At 71.7% G+C, this 15,756-nt stretch carries 14 protein-coding genes; 8 read left to right on the forward strand and 6 right to left on the reverse strand.

Annotated features, from left to right (window positions below; genetic code table 11):
* The first annotated feature begins 294 nt into the window (after positions 1 to 294).
* Genes mfd through IPG72_08595 form a run of 3 tightly spaced genes read left to right on the forward strand, consistent with a single transcriptional unit; the run spans position 295 to position 5,191 of the window.
* Positions 295 to 3,828 (forward strand): transcription-repair coupling factor, encoded by a 3,534-nt coding sequence (mfd, locus tag IPG72_08585; protein ID MBK6769051.1) that lies wholly within the window; start codon positions 295 to 297, stop codon positions 3,826 to 3,828.
* Positions 3,829 to 3,866: 38 nt separating this feature from the next.
* Positions 3,867 to 4,592 (forward strand): RNA polymerase sigma factor, encoded by a 726-nt coding sequence (locus IPG72_08590; GenBank protein MBK6769052.1) that lies wholly within the window; start codon positions 3,867 to 3,869, stop codon positions 4,590 to 4,592.
* A 2-nt stretch (positions 4,593 to 4,594) separates the two neighbouring features.
* Positions 4,595 to 5,191, forward strand: a complete 597-nt coding sequence (locus tag IPG72_08595) for a hypothetical protein (GenBank protein ID MBK6769053.1) — start codon at positions 4,595 to 4,597, stop codon at positions 5,189 to 5,191.
* 52 nt (positions 5,192 to 5,243) lie between these two features.
* Here the strand turns inward: IPG72_08595 and IPG72_08600 are convergent, their stop codons facing one another.
* Positions 5,244 to 6,713 (reverse strand): bifunctional folylpolyglutamate synthase/dihydrofolate synthase, encoded by a 1,470-nt coding sequence (locus IPG72_08600; GenBank protein MBK6769054.1) that lies wholly within the window; start codon positions 6,711 to 6,713, stop codon positions 5,244 to 5,246.
* 58 nt (positions 6,714 to 6,771) lie between these two features.
* Between IPG72_08600 and IPG72_08605 the strand changes: the two genes are divergently transcribed.
* From IPG72_08605 to IPG72_08615, 3 genes are read left to right on the forward strand one after another with little or no spacing between them, the layout of a single operon-like run.
* The gene (locus IPG72_08605) at positions 6,772 to 8,394 is read left to right on the forward strand and encodes a hypothetical protein (GenBank protein ID MBK6769055.1); all 1,623 of its coding nucleotides are present in this window, start codon (positions 6,772 to 6,774) and stop codon (positions 8,392 to 8,394) included.
* 38 nt (positions 8,395 to 8,432) lie between these two features.
* On the forward strand, positions 8,433 to 9,416 hold the full coding sequence (locus IPG72_08610; GenBank protein ID MBK6769056.1) for a glycosyltransferase family 2 protein: 984 nt from the start codon (positions 8,433 to 8,435) through the stop codon (positions 9,414 to 9,416).
* Positions 9,413 to 10,243, forward strand: a complete 831-nt coding sequence (locus tag IPG72_08615; GenBank protein ID MBK6769057.1) for a glycosyltransferase family 2 protein — start codon at positions 9,413 to 9,415, stop codon at positions 10,241 to 10,243. The genes IPG72_08610 and IPG72_08615 overlap by 4 nt, the downstream gene beginning before the upstream one ends.
* On the opposite strand, the gene IPG72_08620 is transcribed toward IPG72_08615, so the two are convergent.
* The 4 genes from IPG72_08620 to IPG72_08635 form a co-directional block, all read right to left on the reverse strand.
* Positions 10,221 to 10,793, reverse strand: a complete 573-nt coding sequence (locus IPG72_08620) for a low molecular weight protein arginine phosphatase (GenBank protein MBK6769058.1) — start codon at positions 10,791 to 10,793, stop codon at positions 10,221 to 10,223. The two genes, IPG72_08615 and IPG72_08620, sit on opposite strands and share 23 nt — an antisense overlap.
* 31 nt (positions 10,794 to 10,824) lie before the next feature.
* A complete protein-coding gene (gene raiA / locus IPG72_08625; protein MBK6769059.1) occupies positions 10,825 to 11,394 on the reverse strand; it encodes a ribosome-associated translation inhibitor RaiA in 570 nt (189 codons plus the stop codon).
* 226 nt (positions 11,395 to 11,620) lie between these two features.
* Positions 11,621 to 12,370, reverse strand: a complete 750-nt coding sequence (locus IPG72_08630; protein ID MBK6769060.1) for a ComF family protein — start codon at positions 12,368 to 12,370, stop codon at positions 11,621 to 11,623.
* A gap of 73 nt (positions 12,371 to 12,443) precedes the next feature.
* Positions 12,444 to 12,908: a helix-turn-helix transcriptional regulator gene (locus IPG72_08635; GenBank protein MBK6769061.1), complete on the reverse strand. Its 465-nt coding sequence runs from the start codon at positions 12,906 to 12,908 to the stop codon at positions 12,444 to 12,446.
* 277 nt (positions 12,909 to 13,185) lie between these two features.
* Here IPG72_08635 and IPG72_08640 point away from each other — a divergent pair, with 277 nt between their 5' ends.
* Both IPG72_08640 and IPG72_08645 read left to right on the forward strand, forming a co-directional pair.
* Positions 13,186 to 13,851 (forward strand): hypothetical protein, encoded by a 666-nt coding sequence (locus IPG72_08640; protein MBK6769062.1) that lies wholly within the window; start codon positions 13,186 to 13,188, stop codon positions 13,849 to 13,851.
* Between the two features lie 19 nt (positions 13,852 to 13,870).
* Complete coding sequence (locus IPG72_08645) at positions 13,871 to 14,224, forward strand: response regulator transcription factor (protein ID MBK6769063.1); 354 nt, start codon at positions 13,871 to 13,873, stop codon at positions 14,222 to 14,224.
* Here the strand turns inward: IPG72_08645 and IPG72_08650 are convergent.
* Complete coding sequence (locus tag IPG72_08650) at positions 14,221 to 15,648, reverse strand: MBL fold metallo-hydrolase (GenBank protein MBK6769064.1); 1,428 nt, start codon at positions 15,646 to 15,648, stop codon at positions 14,221 to 14,223. The genes IPG72_08645 and IPG72_08650 overlap by 4 nt on opposite strands.
* Between the last annotated feature and the right edge of the window lie 108 nt (positions 15,649 to 15,756).

Below are 15,756 nucleotides of genomic sequence, written 5' to 3' on the forward strand. Positions count from 1 at the left end.
TGTCGGCGGCCATCGGGTGACCCACCGCCGCAGAGCACACCGCGTGCCAGGGCCGCAGCGGGCGACCGCCGGCCGCCCCCCGTTTGGGCACCTCGCCGGTCCGGCAAACGGTCCGCTGCCGCGCTGCCATCCATCGCCGAATGTCGTTTCGTCAGCGATCGAAGGTCGATCTGTCAGCGATTGTGATGCCAACCCGAGCGTGCTAGGCTTGAATGCTTGCCCTGCGGCGTCGCCGCTCCTGTTGGGTGCCATCCCGTCATGCGTGATTACTCTCTGCGCGGTCTCCTGGATCCGGTGTCCCGGCACCCCGTGGTGTCGGACGCGCTGGCGCGTGTGCTGCGTGCCGAGCCGGGCGCGGTCATCGGCCCGCTCGGCCTCCCGGAAGCCGCCCAGCCGGCCGCCGTCGCGGCGATCGCAGCGGCAACCTCGGTGCCGATCGTCTGGATCGTGCCGCAGGTCGATGAAGCGCGCGCGCTGGCCGATTCGCTCAGCGCGTATCTCGACGATCCGACGAGACTTCATCTGTTTGCCGCCCCTGACCCGCTGCCGTTCGAGCGGATCGCGTGGGATCCGTCCGTGCGCGAGCTCCGGATGGCCACCCTGGCGGCCTTGTTCGTCCAACGCACGGCGCCCGGCTCGAACCCCGGTCCTCCGCCGGTCATCATCGCGCCGCTGCGCGCCGTCCTCACGCCGACGCTGCCGCCGGCCGAATTCGACCGCGACGCGCACGTCGTCGCCCGCGGCGACCGGATGCCCGTCACGCAGCTCGTGCGCCATCTCCATCGCCTCGGCTACGACCACGCCACCCGAGTGACGGCGCCGGGCGAGATGGCGCACCGGGGCGGCATCGTGGACGTCTGGCCGCCGTCGGCCGGCGCGCCGGTGCGCCTCGAGTGGTTCGGCGACGATCTCGACGCGCTGCGGCTGTTCAGTCCCGCCACGCAGCGCTCGCACGGCACCGTCGAGCGCCTCGTGATTCCGCCGGCCACCGAGGCGCTGCCCGGCAACGGGCCGCGGGCCGCGGCCGCGCTGGCGGACGTCGACCTCGGCCGGCTGCAACCGCTGGCCGAATCGGACCTCAAGCGCCAGATCGAGCAGCTGGCGAACGGCGAGCGCTTTCGCGGCCTCGAGCTCTTCACATCCTTGCTGCACACACCGGCGACGCTGCTCGACCACTTGCCGCCCGACGCGCTGATCGTGCTGGACGGCATCGAGGCGCTCGAGCCGGCGGCGGTCGACTTGGCGGCGCAGGCCGAAACCGTGCGCGCCGAGCAGCTGGCCGCCGGCGAGATCCCGGGACGCTGGCCGCTGCGGCCGCTCGTGGACTGGACCGAGCTCGAAGCTGCGATCGGCCGGCACCGGCGTCTGATCGTCAACGGGATGGCGCGTTCGACGACGCAGACGGATCGCCCGTCCCATGGCTTCAGCGCGCCGCCGCGGTTCGGCGGACGTGTCGACGAGGCGGTGAGCGACGTGCTGCGCCGGCTCGACGCGGGCGACGCGATCGTCGTCGTCAGCCGGCAGGCGCCGCGGATCGCGGAGCTGATCACAACGGCGGGCATCAGCGCCGCGCCCCTGACCGACCTCGTGGCCGCGCCCGGCCCGGGCGGGCTGGCGGTCGTGCACGGCGCGCTCGGCAGCGGCTGGGAGCTGGTCGGCGCCGACGGCGGTCGTCTCGTCGTTCTGACGGACGGCGAGATCTTCGGCTGGCGCATGCCGCATCGCCGCCGCAGCCGGCGCGCCAACGAAGAAGCGAGCCGAGCCGACGAGTTTGCCGAGTTCCAGGTGGGCGATCACGTCGTGCACGTCGAACACGGGATCGGTGTGTTCCGCGGGCTCGTGCGGATGCAGGTCGGGCAAGCCGAGCGGGACTACCTTCACCTGGAGTATGCGGCCGGCGACACGCTGTTCGTGCCCACGCATCAGGCAGACCGCGTGGCGCGTTACGTCGGTGCCGGCGAGGTTTCGCCCTCTGTGACGCGGCTCGGGACGGCGGACTGGGAGCGCGCCAAGGCACGCGCCCGTCGCGAGGTCGAGGACATCGCCGAAGAGCTGTTGGCGCTGTACGCACGCCGTGAAGTGGCCCATCGCGCCGCGTTCGCACCCGACACCGCGTGGCAGGCCGAAATGGAAGCATCGTTCCCGTTCCTCGAGACGGACGATCAGATGAAGGCGATCGACGACGTCAAGCGCGACATGGAGAGCGCACGACCGATGGATCGGCTGGTTGTGGGCGACGTCGGCTTCGGCAAGACCGAAGTGGCGCTCCGGGCGGCGTTCAAGGCCGTGATGGCAGGCTGCCAGGTGGCCATCCTTGCGCCGACGACGGTCCTCGCCCAACAGCACTTCGAGACGTTTCGCGAGCGCCTCTCGGCCTTTCCGGTGCGGATCGACGTCCTGTCGCGCTTCCGACGCCGCAAGGACCTCGCCGAAGCGATCGAGCGCCTCGGCCGGGGCGAGATCGACATCATCATCGGCACGCACCGCCTGCTCGGCCAGGACGTGAAGTTCAAGCGCCTCGGGCTGTTGGTCGTCGACGAGGAGCATCGGTTCGGGGTCAAGCACAAGGAGCGGCTGCGCCAGATCGCCGAGGGCGTCGACACGCTCACGCTGACGGCAACGCCGATCCCGCGGACGATGCACCTCGCCCTGACCGGGCTGCGAGACCTGACGACGATCGACACGCCGCCCGCCGAGCGCCTGCCGGTATCCACCCACGTCGGCCCGTACGAGGCGCAGCAGGTGCGGCACGCGATCCAGCGCGAGCTGTCCCGCGGCGGGCAGGTGTTCTACGTCTACAACCGCGTGCGCGGCATCGACGGCGTCGTCGAAAGCGTCCGACGGCTCGTGCCCGAGGCGCGCGTGACGGTGGCCCACGGCCAGATGCCCGAGGACCAGCTGGCCGGCGCGATGCTCGACTTCGTCGGCCACCTCGTCGATGTCCTGGTCTGCACGAGCATCATCGAGAGCGGTCTCGACATCCCGAACGCCAACACGCTGATCGTCGAACGGGCCGATCGCTTCGGGATTGCCCAGCTTCACCAACTGCGGGGCCGCGTCGGTCGGTCTGAGGTGCGGGCGTACGCCTACCTCCTCCTCCCGCCGGGCGGCGAGGCCTCCGAGGACGCGCGCGAGCGGCTGCAGGCGCTGGCGGACTACGCCGACCTCGGTGCCGGCTTCCGCCTGGCGATGCGCGACCTCGAGATCCGCGGTGCCGGCGAGATCCTCGGCGCTCGCCAGCACGGCCACGTGGCGTCCATCGGCCTCGACCTGTACACCAAGCTGTTGGCCGCCGCGATCAAACGCGTGCGGGCCGACGATCGCGATCCGGTCGAGGTGCCCGTCACCGTGGCCGCCGAGCTTGATGCGATCGATCCGGGGACGCTGCCGACCGTCGACCTGCCCGTGGACGCCTACCTTCCGGAGACGTACGTCGCCGAGACGGCGGAGCGGACGCGGCTCTACCGCCAGATGGCGGCGGCCGATACGCTGCCGGCCGTTGGCGAGATCGAGCACGAGCTCATCGACCGCTTCGGCCGGCCGCCGACCGAGGTGCGCCACCTCTTGGTCGTGCTCCGGTTGCGCGTGCTGGCCCACCAGGCCGGCGCGCAGAGCGTCGGCCTCGAGGGCGAGGACGTGGCGATTCGGTTCGCGCCCCATCATCACCTCGACCGGGCTCGCCTCGCCGCGGCGCTGCCGGCCGAAGCGCGCATCGGCCACCACCGGGTCGGGCTGCCCGTCAGCGGCGCCACCGCGATGTGGTTGGCGCGCGCCCTGTGGCTGGTGCAGACCGTTGCGGACATCGAGGGGACGTCGGCGGCGGCGTGAGCCACCGGCGACTGTAACCCCGCGGCGTCTGCCCGATCGTGGCCACCCACTCCCTTCTCCAGGATGCACAGGCGATCTCGCCGCGCCGCAGCGCTGCGCGCGACGCGGCGGATCACCCCACCGCCGGCCGCGACACGGACGGCGCCGCCGACTCCGACGAGTCCCTCGTTCGGCGTGCGCAATCCGGCGATCGCGACGCGATCGTGGCCGTCTATCGTCGTTATGTCAATGAGATTTTCGGCTACGCCTACCATCAGCTCGGCAACGCCCAGGACGCCGAGGATGTAACGAGCGAGACGTTCCTCCGGCTCGTGAGCGCACTCGACGGCTTCGACCACCGCGCTTCGTTCCGGACGTGGCTGTACACCGTCGCCCGCAACCAGCTGCGCGACCGCTGGCGACAGCGCGGCCGGCAGCCGGCGATCACGGACTGGGACGAGGCCGATAACGCAGATCGATCCGTCGCGGCCGACGACGCACGCCGCTCCGACGCCGCGGCGCTGAGTGAGGGCGACCACGCGCCGGGCCACTCACCGTGGGCCGAGCTGGGCCGCCAGGTGATGGCCGCACTGCCCGAAAGCTACCGCACCGTGCTCACGCTCCGCGTCGCCGACGGTCGTTCCATCCGCGACGTGGCCGAGGCGATGAACACGACACCCGGCAACGTCAAGGTGCTCCAGCACCGCGCCCTCAAGCGCGCCGCCGCCGTGGCGGCCGCCCTCGAGGCTTCCGGCGCGCCCGTACGCGCGCCCGCACGGAGGTGACGATGCACCCGCCCACCGTCCGCCCGGACCGCCGGCCGAGCGCTTTCACGCACGCCGCGTTGTTGGCCGACGGCGACCGGGTCGACGGCCGTGCCGAGGCGCTGGATATGGCGATGGCGGCGCGCGCCGCCGACGTTCCGGACGACGTCGTCGCGGCCGCGTTCGGCCTTGAAGCGGCCCATCTTGCCCGCTTTGCCGCCGCGCTCGACGGCCTCGCTCCGCCGCCTCCGGCGCCGGCTGCGCCGTTCGTCGCCGACCTGGAGTCGCGTCTCGAGCGCGCGTTCGACTCGCGGCCGATCGCGTCGCACCGTGCGATCCAGCGGCGCGGGCCATCCGTCCACCATCTCGGCCTGATCGCTCGGCTGCCCGGCGTCTCGGAGCTCGTGATGGCCGCCGCCGTGGTCCTCGCGCTCGGATCCGCGACCGTACATGACGGCTGGCGCCCGGCGCCCGCGCGGTCCGCAACGCCGACGACGACGGTCCATCGCACCCAAACGCCCCTCGGCCCGACCGGCACAGCCACGGGCGGCGCACCGGCGGCGAGGGCGACGGTGGAGCCGGTGGCGATGGCGGGGGGCGCCGGGCGGGTCGGCTGGTAGGGTCGGACGGCTGCGATCGGCGGTCGGCCTTTCGACGTCGACAGCCCATCGACTACGGCCGCGGCGCGTCCCGGTCCGTGATCGGCGTGCCGAGCGCGTCAAGCCAGGCCTCCCGGGCATCGGCGGCCACGAAGATCGAGCCCGTGGCGACCGCCACCCCGCCGGGTCCGGCCGCGGCGATCGCGGCCTCCAGCGCCTGGCCCATCGTTGCGCACGGTGTCACCGAGCGATCGTCCAGCCGCGACCCCGCCCCGATCGCCGCCTGCGCCCGCGCCAGCACGCGCGCCGCGACGGCATCGGCCGCCAGCGCCTTGGGATGATCCGCGCGCACCGTGAAGACCGCCGCGGCGCACGGCACGAGGACGTCCAGCATCCCGTCGACGTCCTTGCCGCCGCCGAAGCCGAGGACGAACGCGTAGCCGTCGGACGGGTCGTCGTGACGGAGGGCCGCGATCAGCGCCGCGGCCCCGTGCGGGTTGTGGGCGCCGTCGACGACGAGCGTTGCGCCGCTCGCCAACGACCAACGGTCATAGCGGCCGGGCCAGGTGGTGCGCGAGAGGCCGTCGCCGATGTGCGCCGCTGTGATCGCCCAGCCCGCCTGCCGCAGCACGGCCAGCGCGGTGGCGGCGACGGCGGCATTCACGTGCTGGTGCGGTCCGGCCAGACGGAGTTCGGCGGCGATGTGAAGCGGTTCGCTTGCGGGCCCACCGTCATCGGCGACGGCCGAGATCGGCGGTACGGGGTCGGTCGAGGGGTCGCGCCGGGATGCGTCGCCGGACGGCGGGTGGACGACGAAGTCGAGCGTCGGCGGACGGCTGTCCCGGACGGTCCACGTCGTGTCGCGGCCGACGAGCGAGAGCGGGCAGCCGAGGCGATGGGCTTCAGCGGTGATGACCGCCAGTGCCTCCGGCGCCTGCGGTGCGCTGACGACGGGCACGCCCGGTCTGAGGATGCCCACCTTGTCGGATGCGATCTGGCGGAGCGTGTCGCCGAGGATCTCGCGGTGGTCTAGGCCGATCGGGGTCAGGACGCTGACGACGCTCCGGACGACGCGCGTCGTGTCCAGCCGGCCGCCGAGGCCAACCTCGATGACGGCGATGTCAACGCCGGCGCGGGCGAAGTGATCGAAAGCGAGCGCGGTCAACACTTCGAACGTCGTGAGTCCGGTCAGGCTGTCCAACAGGGCGGCGTGCTCGTCCAGCCAAGCGATGACCTCGGTCTCGGCGATCAGCGTCCGGCCGACGCGGATTCGCTCCCGGACGGTGTGCATGTGCGGCGACGTGTACAGCCCGACCCGATACCCTGCGCAGCCCAGCGTCTCGGCCACGAACGCGCTCGTCGATCCCTTGCCGTTCGTCCCGCCGATGTGGACCGCCGGCCAGCTGTGGTGCGGTCGGCCGAGGGCGTCGAGGAGTCGCTCGATCCGGTCGAGGGCAAACTCGTGGGGCGTGCCCGGCGGGCGGGTCTCCCAGTTGGCGAAGCCGTACAGCCGGTCGAGGGCCGCCTGCCAATCGTCGGACATGTGCGCGTTCATCACGGGCGATTGTACCGCCTCAGAGCGGTTTGCTACACTCGCGGCCATGCTCCGCCGGCCAGCACTCGACGTGCGCTCGACAAACCGCAGCGGCATGGCGGCGGCGCTCGTCGCGCTGTCGCTTGCCGGCTGCGCCGGCGCTCCGCTCGTGGAACTCGTTTCGTTCGAACCGACGACGATCACGCCGGACCGGGACGGCCACGACGACGTCGCCCGTATGACGTACCGCATCGGACGGCAAGCGCACGTCACGGTCACGCTCACCGCGGCGGACGGCGCCGTGCACGTCGTCCGCGCCGACGCCCTCCGCCAGCCGACCCGCGAGGCGTACGAGCTCCTGTTCGGCGGCGTGATCGACGGTCGGATGCTCGCGGACGGCCGGTACCGGCTCGGTATCGAGGCCGTTGGGTCGGATGGCGGCGCGGCGATCACCGTCGACGGCGGCGAGCTGACCGTGACGAACGCCGACGCGCGGCCGCCGCAGGTCCGCGGCCTGACCGTCCTGCCGCCGCGCTTCACGCCCAACCAGGACGGCATCGACGACCGAGTGGCGATCAGCTACGCCTTGGACGAGCCGGCCGAAGTGCGACTCCGGATCGAGACGGCCGATGGCGCTTACGTCACGGATATCCTGGCGGACACGGACACCGCCAACTCACCCGGCGACGCCGGCCCGCACGTCTACGACTACGACGCCGGTGTCGACGCCGATGCGCCGCCGCCGCCGAACGGCCGGTATCAGGTCGTCGTCGAGGCCCGCGACCCCTCGGGCAACACGATCGTCGAGCGCCGGCCCTTCGAGATCGCACAAGCGGGCCTGCCGAACGCCGCCTTCATCGACGACGTCCGCTGGAGCGCGACGCGTCTCAGCCTGGGTCAGACGCTCGTCTTCACGGCGACCGTCAGGAACATGGGCGGCACGCCCATCCGCACGCGCGGTCCGGCGCCGGGCTATGTGTACGACAACACCCGCACGTTCAACCAGTTGGCGGACCGCGCCTTCGTCCTGCTGGCGCGCAAGGGGCCGCTGCGCGGTTCGGCGCGCGTGTCAGCCGACACGCCCCCCGATGTCGACATCCAGTTGGCGACGGAAGCGCCGCTCATCGACCCGCCGATCACGGGGGCCGAGGTCGGCCCGGCAACGCTGGACACGGCCGCCGGCGACGGCCGCGCCGTGCAACCGGTCCAGGTCTGCGGCACCGTCCGCGGCCCGGACGATGCGCCGTTGGCCGAGGCGGACGTGTACGCATTCGAGGCGGACGGCGACAATGGGCGCCATGTCGCCAGCGGCGCCGACGGTCGATTCTGTTTCGACGACCTCGTCCTTTCGCCCGACTACGAGCGCACGTTCGCCCGCAGCCCCGGCGCGCTGCGGGTCGGGTTCACGTACGATGACCGCCGCTCCGACCTGGACTACCCGTTCCGGTTCCAGGTCGGTTCGACCGCGGCACTCGACGCATGCCCGACCGGCCCGGACGGCGACCTCTACTACCTGTGCCTCATGCCGAACGAGACGGTGCGCGTTCAGGGCGCCGTGCGCTTCGTCGAGGCGCCGTACCGCCGCGACACGAACGGCTACCTGGCGCTCCTGCACGAGGATGTCGGGGTCATGCACGGTCCTTACGGCGTCCAGTCCATCCACGTCGAATACGACACGCCGCGCGAATAGCGCCGGCGCCGGATGATCTCGACGAAGTGGATGCGACCGTGAGCCCATCGGCAAAGCCGCCGCGCCTGGGTGTCGTGATCGTCAGCTTCAACACCGCGGCCCTCCTGGATGCCTGCCTGACGTCCGTTCGCGCCGCAGTGGACGAGGTCGGATGGCGGGACGCAGCGGACGTCGTCGTCGTCGACAACGGCTCGGTGGACGAGACGGTCGCGTTCGTGACGCAGCATCATCCGTGGGTGCGGCTCATCGCCGAAGGGCGCAACCGCGGCTTCACGGCGGCGAACAACGTCGCGCTCGCCCCGTGGTCGGCCCGTGACGCCGATGCTCCCTCGTTCATCCTGCTGCTCAACCCGGACGCCGCGCTCACCCCTGGCGCGCTGCCGACGATGGTGGCCGCGCTCGAAGCCGACGAACGCGCCGCTGTCGTCGGGCCGTCGTTGATCTATCCCGACGGAAGGTTCCAGCACGCGGCGTTCCGGTTTCCGGGACTCGTGCAGACCGCACTCGATCTCTGGCCGGTCCCCCGCCTGGCCGATACGCCGTTGAACGGTCGTTACGCGCGCCGCCGCTACCGGGCGGGCCGCCCTTTCGCCGTCGACGCCGTCCTCGGGGCATGCATGCTGGTCCGCGGCACGGCGCTGCAAGCCGTCGGGCCGCTCGATCCCGGCTTCTTCATGTACTGCGAGGAACTCGACTGGTGCCGCCGGTTCCGCAACGCGGGCTGGCGCGTGCTGTGCGCACCGGCCGCCATCGTCATCCACCACGGTGGGGCGAGCGCGGGCCAGTTTCGTTTTGCGGCATTCGTCCAGTTGTGGCGCAGCCGGCTGCGGTACTTCCGGCTGCACGCGCGGTTCTGCAGCCCAGTGTTGAATCTCCTCATTCGCACCGGCTTTGCCTGCCACGAGCAGGCCGACGCCGCCGCGGTGCGCCGCGGACGGATGTCCGCCGCCACGCACCATGCTCGGCGCGACGCGCGTGCCGCCGTCTTCGCCGCGCCGACCGGCAGCGAGACCATCGGATGACGGATGCGGCCGCACGCGGGTCCGGGATCGACGCGGCCGTCACGGCCATCGTCCTGACGCTCGACGAGGAAGCACACCTGCCGGACTGCCTCCGGTCGCTGCGCTGGGCCGATCGGGTCGTCGTCGTCGATTCCGGCAGCCGGGACGGCACGGTCGCGATCGCACGGGCGGCCGGCGCGGACGTCGTGCACCACCCATTCGTGAACTACGCCCGGCAGCGCCAGTTCGCCCTCGGCCTGGCGGACACGCGCTGGGTGCTCTTCGTCGACGCCGACGAGCGGGTGTCCGAGGCACTGGCGGCCGAGGTGCGCGCCGCCCTGTCCGAGGCGGCGCACGGCGCGTTGAGCGATCACGCCGCGGCGCCGTTTGCCGGGCCGCCCCGGTCGATGTCGCCGGCCGGCTTCTGGATCCCGCGGGCGAACGAGTTCTGGGGCCGCACGCTGCGCGGCGGCGGATGGTGGCCCGATCGGCAACTGCGGCTCCTCGACGCACGTCGGGCCCGCTACGACCCCGACCACGGTGTGCATGAGGTCGCGGATCTCGACGGACCCGCCGGCGTGCTCGAGCACCCGCTGCGCCACCTGAACTATGCTTCGTGGTCGGAATTCGACGCCAAGCAGCGCGCGTACGCCCGCCTCGAGGTTGAGCGGCGGCGCGCGACGGCGTGGCGGTGGCGACCGCATCAGCTGATCACGCAGCCGGCACGGGCGATGTGGCGCCGTTATGTCACGCTGGGCGGGTGGCGAGACGGCTGGCTCGGCGCGCGGCTTGCCCTGCGCATGGCGTGGTACGAGGCCGTCACGGTCATTGGGCTGCGTGATCCGTAGCGGGTCCGGTCGGGCCTGGAACGGGAGACTCGTCGGGGCGGAGCTTCACCTCACCGCCCGCCGACGGCGGCCGGCCCCGCCATGCCCCGTCGACGAGGATGGCCAGCTCGTCCGCCGTTCGCCGATAGTCCGACAACTCACCGCCGAGCGGGTCGGCGACGTCGCCGCGGCGGCCGGCGGCCTCGCTGAGCAGCCGAACCTCGACGCCCGCTGCGTCAGGCCATCGACGGGCGATCGTCGTTCGGTGGCGGGCGGTCATGACCCAGACGTCGGTCGCCCAGGCCAGCAGCGCTGCGTCGAGGCGCGCGGCACGATGGGGGGCAACGTCGAGTCCGCGCGCAGCCATGACGGTCAGCGCATGGGGCGACGCCGGGGCGCCTCGACGGGCGTTCGTTCCGGCAGTCCGAACCTCGACAGGCGTCCCGTCCTCGGCCGCCCGAGCGACGAGCAGCGCCGCGGCGATGGGCGAGCGGCACGTGTTGCCGCCGCACACGACGAGGACATGCCGCACGGCCGGCGACCGCGCGGCGGCCGGGGGCTCGTTCAGCACGCCGCTCCTGGCGTCCACACCGGGCGCACGATCAGGCCAGGAACGTCTCGAGAAGGCCGAGGTCGCCGCCCTTGCGGTGGTAGAGCACGTTCACTTCGCCGGAACGGGCATTGCGAAACACGAAGAAGGCATGGCCGAGGAGCTCGATCTGCTCTGCGGCCTCGTCCTCGGTCATGCTGTAGAGTTCGAACATCTTCCGGCGACTGATCCGCGGCAGCCGCGGGATGTCCGCGTCGTCGGCGTCCGCTGCTTCGATCCGTGTCTCGTCCACGGACGGGCCGGACTTTCGCTGGCCATGCCAGCGGTCGACGCGGCGGTCTTTGAAGCGCCGCATCTGCCGGTGCATCTTGTCGGCCGCCAAGTCGATCGCTGCAAACAGGTCGGCGTGCATCTCTTCCGCGCGGAGAACCCGCTTGTCCACCCACGACGTGATCTGGGCGGTGAACACCTCGCCCTGGTTGTGGCTGACGCCGTGCGACAGTTCGACGCGCATCGAGTGGATGTCCTGAAGGAACCGCTGCAGCTTGGCCATCCGCTTCTGGACGTGATCGCGAACCCCATCGGTCAGGTCGACGCTGCGGGCCAGCAACTCCAGCTCCACGTGATTCGTCCTCCATTCGGGGTGTGCGGTGGATGACGGCCGGCGAGCGCGGCACCCAAGGTTGGCCACCGATTATACCGGCGCCGGGTCGCGCGCGCGAAGCGCACCTGCGCACCACCACCGGACACGCCCGGGGCGCCACCAGAGTGCGGAACCCGGCGATTCTGCCGGGTTGGTGTACCGGGGCTCCGCGACGCGTCAGGATGCAGCGCTGATCGCGGCGCGGTCACGCGTGCCCACCGCGCGTCGACCGGGCCAGCGTCACGACGACGACGCGCTGGGCACCGGCCGCTTTCAGCGCTCGCGCGCACGCCTCGCCCGTCGCACCCGTCGTCAGGACGTCGTCGACGACGACCACGTGCTCGACGCACACGGGCCGGCGCGCCTCGATTGCGTCCAGCAAGTTGGCGAGCCGCGCGGCGCGCGACGAACTGACTTGGGGCGGTGTCGCACGAACGCGCTCGAGCGCATCGACGTCGGCGGGCACCCCGAGCGACGCCGCCACCACCGCTGCCAGCCGCGCCGGCACGTCGATTCCACGTTCTGCGCGCCGCGCGGCATGGGTCGGGACCGGGACGACGACCGTCCGATCGAGGTCCGGGCCGAGGTGCGGTCGCACGACAGCGGCGGCGTATTGACCCGCCAAGTCGGCGACGCGGCGGCGGCGATCGTACTTGAGGGCATGGATCCAGTGCGTGACCGGCGGCGCATGCAGCCAGGGCGCCACGGCGAGATCGAAGGCAGGCGGGCGGACAAGGCAGCGCCGGCAACGAGGCGAAGCGCTGCCGGCGCATGCACGGGCGGCCAGGACGGCATCGCCGCAGATCGCGCAGCGGCGGTCAGGCAAAGGCGGTGCGCCGGCCAGGCACGGCGCACACACCCACGCCCCGCGGCGCGAACAGCCCGGCGACAGGCAGCGCGGCGGGAAGAGACAGTCGAGCCCGATCTCGGCAAGCGCGCGCACGTGGACGGCCATGAGTCGCTCCATGGCAGCCGGCGCAAGGGTCGAGGAAGCGTAGCACGCCGCACGGGCGTCGGCGATCGACCGGCTACGGGTTGGCGCCGCTGCGACTCCTGGGATCCGCGTCGCCGGCGGCATGTCGCGCCGCATCGGCCACCATCCCGTCGATCGGACGCAGCGCGGCGATGAGGCCGAGGACGATCCGGACGGCGGTTGGGGTCATTCCTCGCGCAGCCTCCGCCAGTCGGCGGGCGGCCGGATCGTGCAGCAGCGCCGCAACGAGCGCAGCATCGCGCTGGGCGTCCTCGGCGTCGTTGTCCAGGCTGAAGAAGAATTCAGGCGGCACATGGAAGAATTCGGCCAGCGCCTCGATCACGTCTAGGCTTGGGTTCTGGCTCCGGCCGTTGCGCAGCTTCCAGACATAGGACCGCGACACCCGGCCGTGCGTCCCGCGCTCGATCTCATCGTACGTGTATTCGCGCCCATCCGGTCGACGCACGGTATTGAACAGGTACTCGATCTTGGCAGCGATCGCATCCGCGGCGCGCGTCACGAACGGTCTCGATTCATCGTGTCGTCTCGTCTTCGTGTCGCGTTGCCCAGACGGATCGCGCAGCGCTCAGCGCCAATCATGCCATGACACAGCCGCGGCCGGTCGTCCACAACCCGACACAGATGCGACGACCCCGGTCGGCCGGACCGCCTCGAAGCGGCACTGCATTGCCAACCTTAAGACGCGCCGATACAATCCGACCCCTGCCGCCACGGAGCCACGGAGCCACGGACGCGCAACCGCCATGTCTCGAACGAAGCCATTGCACGACCTACAGGTGCTCGACCAACAGCGCGACACCGCGCTCGACCGACTGACGCGCATCGAGCACGCCATGGGCCGTGCGCCGGCCGTGGTGGCGGCGCAGACCGCGCTGGCCGCGTGCGAGGCGGCGCTGGCACGCGTCGAGGAGTCGCTGGCGGCGTGCCAGGCACGGCGTCAGACGTTGAAGGCGCGCCTGGCCGCCGAGGAGGCGCAGCTCTACGGCGGCCGAACGGCCAGCGCGCGTGAGATCGAAGGCCAGAAGGCGAACCTGGACGCGCACCAGCGACAGCTGTCCGATCTGGACGATGCGGCCCTGGCGCTCATGCTCGAGCGGGATGCGGCGGCGGACGCGGCGGCTGGGGCACGGCGCTCCGTCGACGAGGCCATGGCCGCCGCCGAGGGCACCGACGCGCAGCTGCGTGCCGCGCGCACGCGCCTGACCGATGGGCTCGCGGTCCTTGGCCCGCGCCTCGAGCAGGCACGGTCCCAAGTGGCGGCGGCCGACCTGGCGCTCTATGACCGGCTCAGGGCCGATACGAAGCGCGGCGGCGTGTCCGTTGCCAAGGTGACGGGTGAGGCGTGCGGCGGCTGCGGGCGGGCGCTCACGTCGGCCGAGACGCAGCGGGCGGCCGCCGCGTTGACGCAGTGTCCGGCGTGCGGCCGCATCCTACACGCATAGCGACAGCTCGGAACCCGTCGTGGCCAGCGATGCCAAGTCGTACGTCCTCCGATCAGGCGACCTCGTGCTCGACGTCGGCGCGCGGACGCTTCTCCGACTCGGCCACCTCCACCACCTCACCCCCAAAGAGTGCCGGCTGCTCGAGACGTTTCTGACCCATCAGGGCCAGGTGCTGACCCGCCAGTTCCTCATGCGCGAGGTCTGGCAGACCGACTTCGTCGACGACACGCGCACGCTCGAGGTGCACGTCCATTGGCTGCGGCGCAAGATCGAGGACCCGTCGCCCGGCCCGGCGCCCGGCCGCATCCACACCGTGCGCGGCGTCGGTTATCTCTACCAACCCGTCATCACGGATCGTACGCCCACCCGCTAACGTCCTTCGCCCGCCAACTGGGCGGCGCCGACAGGTCGGACGAGCGACTGGAACTCGGATCGCGGATCGACCAAGGGCACGACGTTGGTCACGCCTGCCCGCCGCAGCACCGTCGCCGCGATGTATGCGCGGTAGCCGGTCTGACACTGGAGGATCGTCCGCTCCGTGCGCGGTATCTCGCCGAGCCGGCCGGCGACCTCGCCGAGCGGGATGTGCACGGCGCCCGGCAAGTGCCCGGCCTGCCATTCGGACAGCCCGCGCACATCGACGATGCTGGCCGTGCCCGCTTGGAGCATGGCAGCAAGCTCGGCCACCTCGATCGTCGGCAGCGCCGGATCGTCGTCCCGCAACACGTCAGGACCGGCGAAGCCGCGCACGTCGTCGACGCCGATCGCGCGCAAAGCCGTCAGGTGCTCCGGCAACGACGGCGGGTCCGCGACGATGAGGTGGACCGGGCGGTTGTAGTCCGTCACCCAGCCAACGTACGTCGTGAAGTTCGCCCGCGTCGCCGGGACGCTGAGCGCACCGGGGATGTGGTGACGGGTGTGCTCGGCCTGGGGCCGCAGGTCGAGCACCTGGGCTCCGTCGGCCAAGAGCGCATCGATCGCGGCCCGGTCGAGCCGCTGGGGCGAAGGGAGATCGGCGATCAGGGCCGGGCCGTCACGGTTGACGGCCTTCATCCGTCCGAAGTAGCGCGGCGGCTCGGGCTGACCGTTCAGCAGCCACCGGACGAATGCCCCCTCGTCGGCCATCTGGAATGCCGGGTTGAACCGCCGCTCGTAGCCGAGCGTGGTGGATGGAATCGCGCCGAGCGCCTTGCCGCACGCGCTGCCGGCGCCGTGGCCGGGCCAGAGCTGCAGGTAGTCGGGCAGCCGACCGAGGCGGGCGATGGACGCGAATTGCTGCCGTGCACCGATCTCTTTGCTCCCGGCGACCCCGGCTGCGGTCTCGAGCAGGTCGGGCCGGCCGACATCGCCGACGAAGACGCAATCGCCGGTGAAGATGCCGATCGGTGCGTCGGCAGCGGCGGTGTCGGTGACGATGAACACGATGTGCTCCGGCGTGTGGCCGGGCGTGGCCAGCACCTCGAACCGGATTCGGCCGAGCGTGAAGACGTCGCCGTCGCGCAGAAGCGTCGCACCAGCGGCTTCGGCGAAGCGGTAGCGCCAGTCCGGGGCGCCCTCGTCCGACAACAGGAGCTTGGCGCCGGTCGCAGCCGCCAACTCGCGCGCGCCGCTCACGAAGTCGGCGTGGATGTGCGTCTCCGTGACGTGCGTCACGCGAAGCCCATTGCGTGCCGCGGCGTCGAGATACGGGGCGATATCGCGCATCGGATCGACGACGCACGCAACCCCGCGCGCCTGGCAGCCGACGAGGTACGAGGCTTGGGCCAGCGCCTCGTCGTAGAAGTACTTGATGAGCATCCTGCGCTCCCGAGGTGGCGTTCGGTCCGGCGGACGTTCAAGTCGATGCTCGCACGGCCGCTGGCGAAGGGCTGAAGTGTAGCGTCGAGCGGGTTGGGGCGAAAGCCC

Origin of the sequence: Candidatus Avedoeria danica, from assembly GCA_016703025.1 — a bacterium.
In the GTDB taxonomy this organism is placed as follows: domain Bacteria; phylum Chloroflexota; class Anaerolineae; order Epilineales; family Epilineaceae; genus Avedoeria; species Avedoeria danica.

Excerpts from the sequence above, each read along its gene's own strand:
- IPG72_08595 (MBK6769053.1), top strand. The coding sequence starts at position 4,595 with ATGCACCCGCCCACCGTCCGCCCGGACCGCCGGCCGAGCGCTTTCACG.
- IPG72_08600 (MBK6769054.1), bottom strand. The coding sequence starts at position 6,713 with ATGTCCGACGATTGGCAGGCGGCCCTCGACCGGCTGTACGGCTTCGCC.
- IPG72_08605 (MBK6769055.1), top strand. The coding sequence starts at position 6,772 with ATGCTCCGCCGGCCAGCACTCGACGTGCGCTCGACAAACCGCAGCGGC.
- IPG72_08615 (MBK6769057.1), top strand. The coding sequence starts at position 9,413 with ATGACGGATGCGGCCGCACGCGGGTCCGGGATCGACGCGGCCGTCACG.
- IPG72_08630 (MBK6769060.1), bottom strand. The coding sequence starts at position 12,370 with ATGGCCGTCCACGTGCGCGCGCTTGCCGAGATCGGGCTCGACTGTCTC.
- IPG72_08650 (MBK6769064.1), bottom strand. The coding sequence starts at position 15,648 with ATGCTCATCAAGTACTTCTACGACGAGGCGCTGGCCCAAGCCTCGTAC.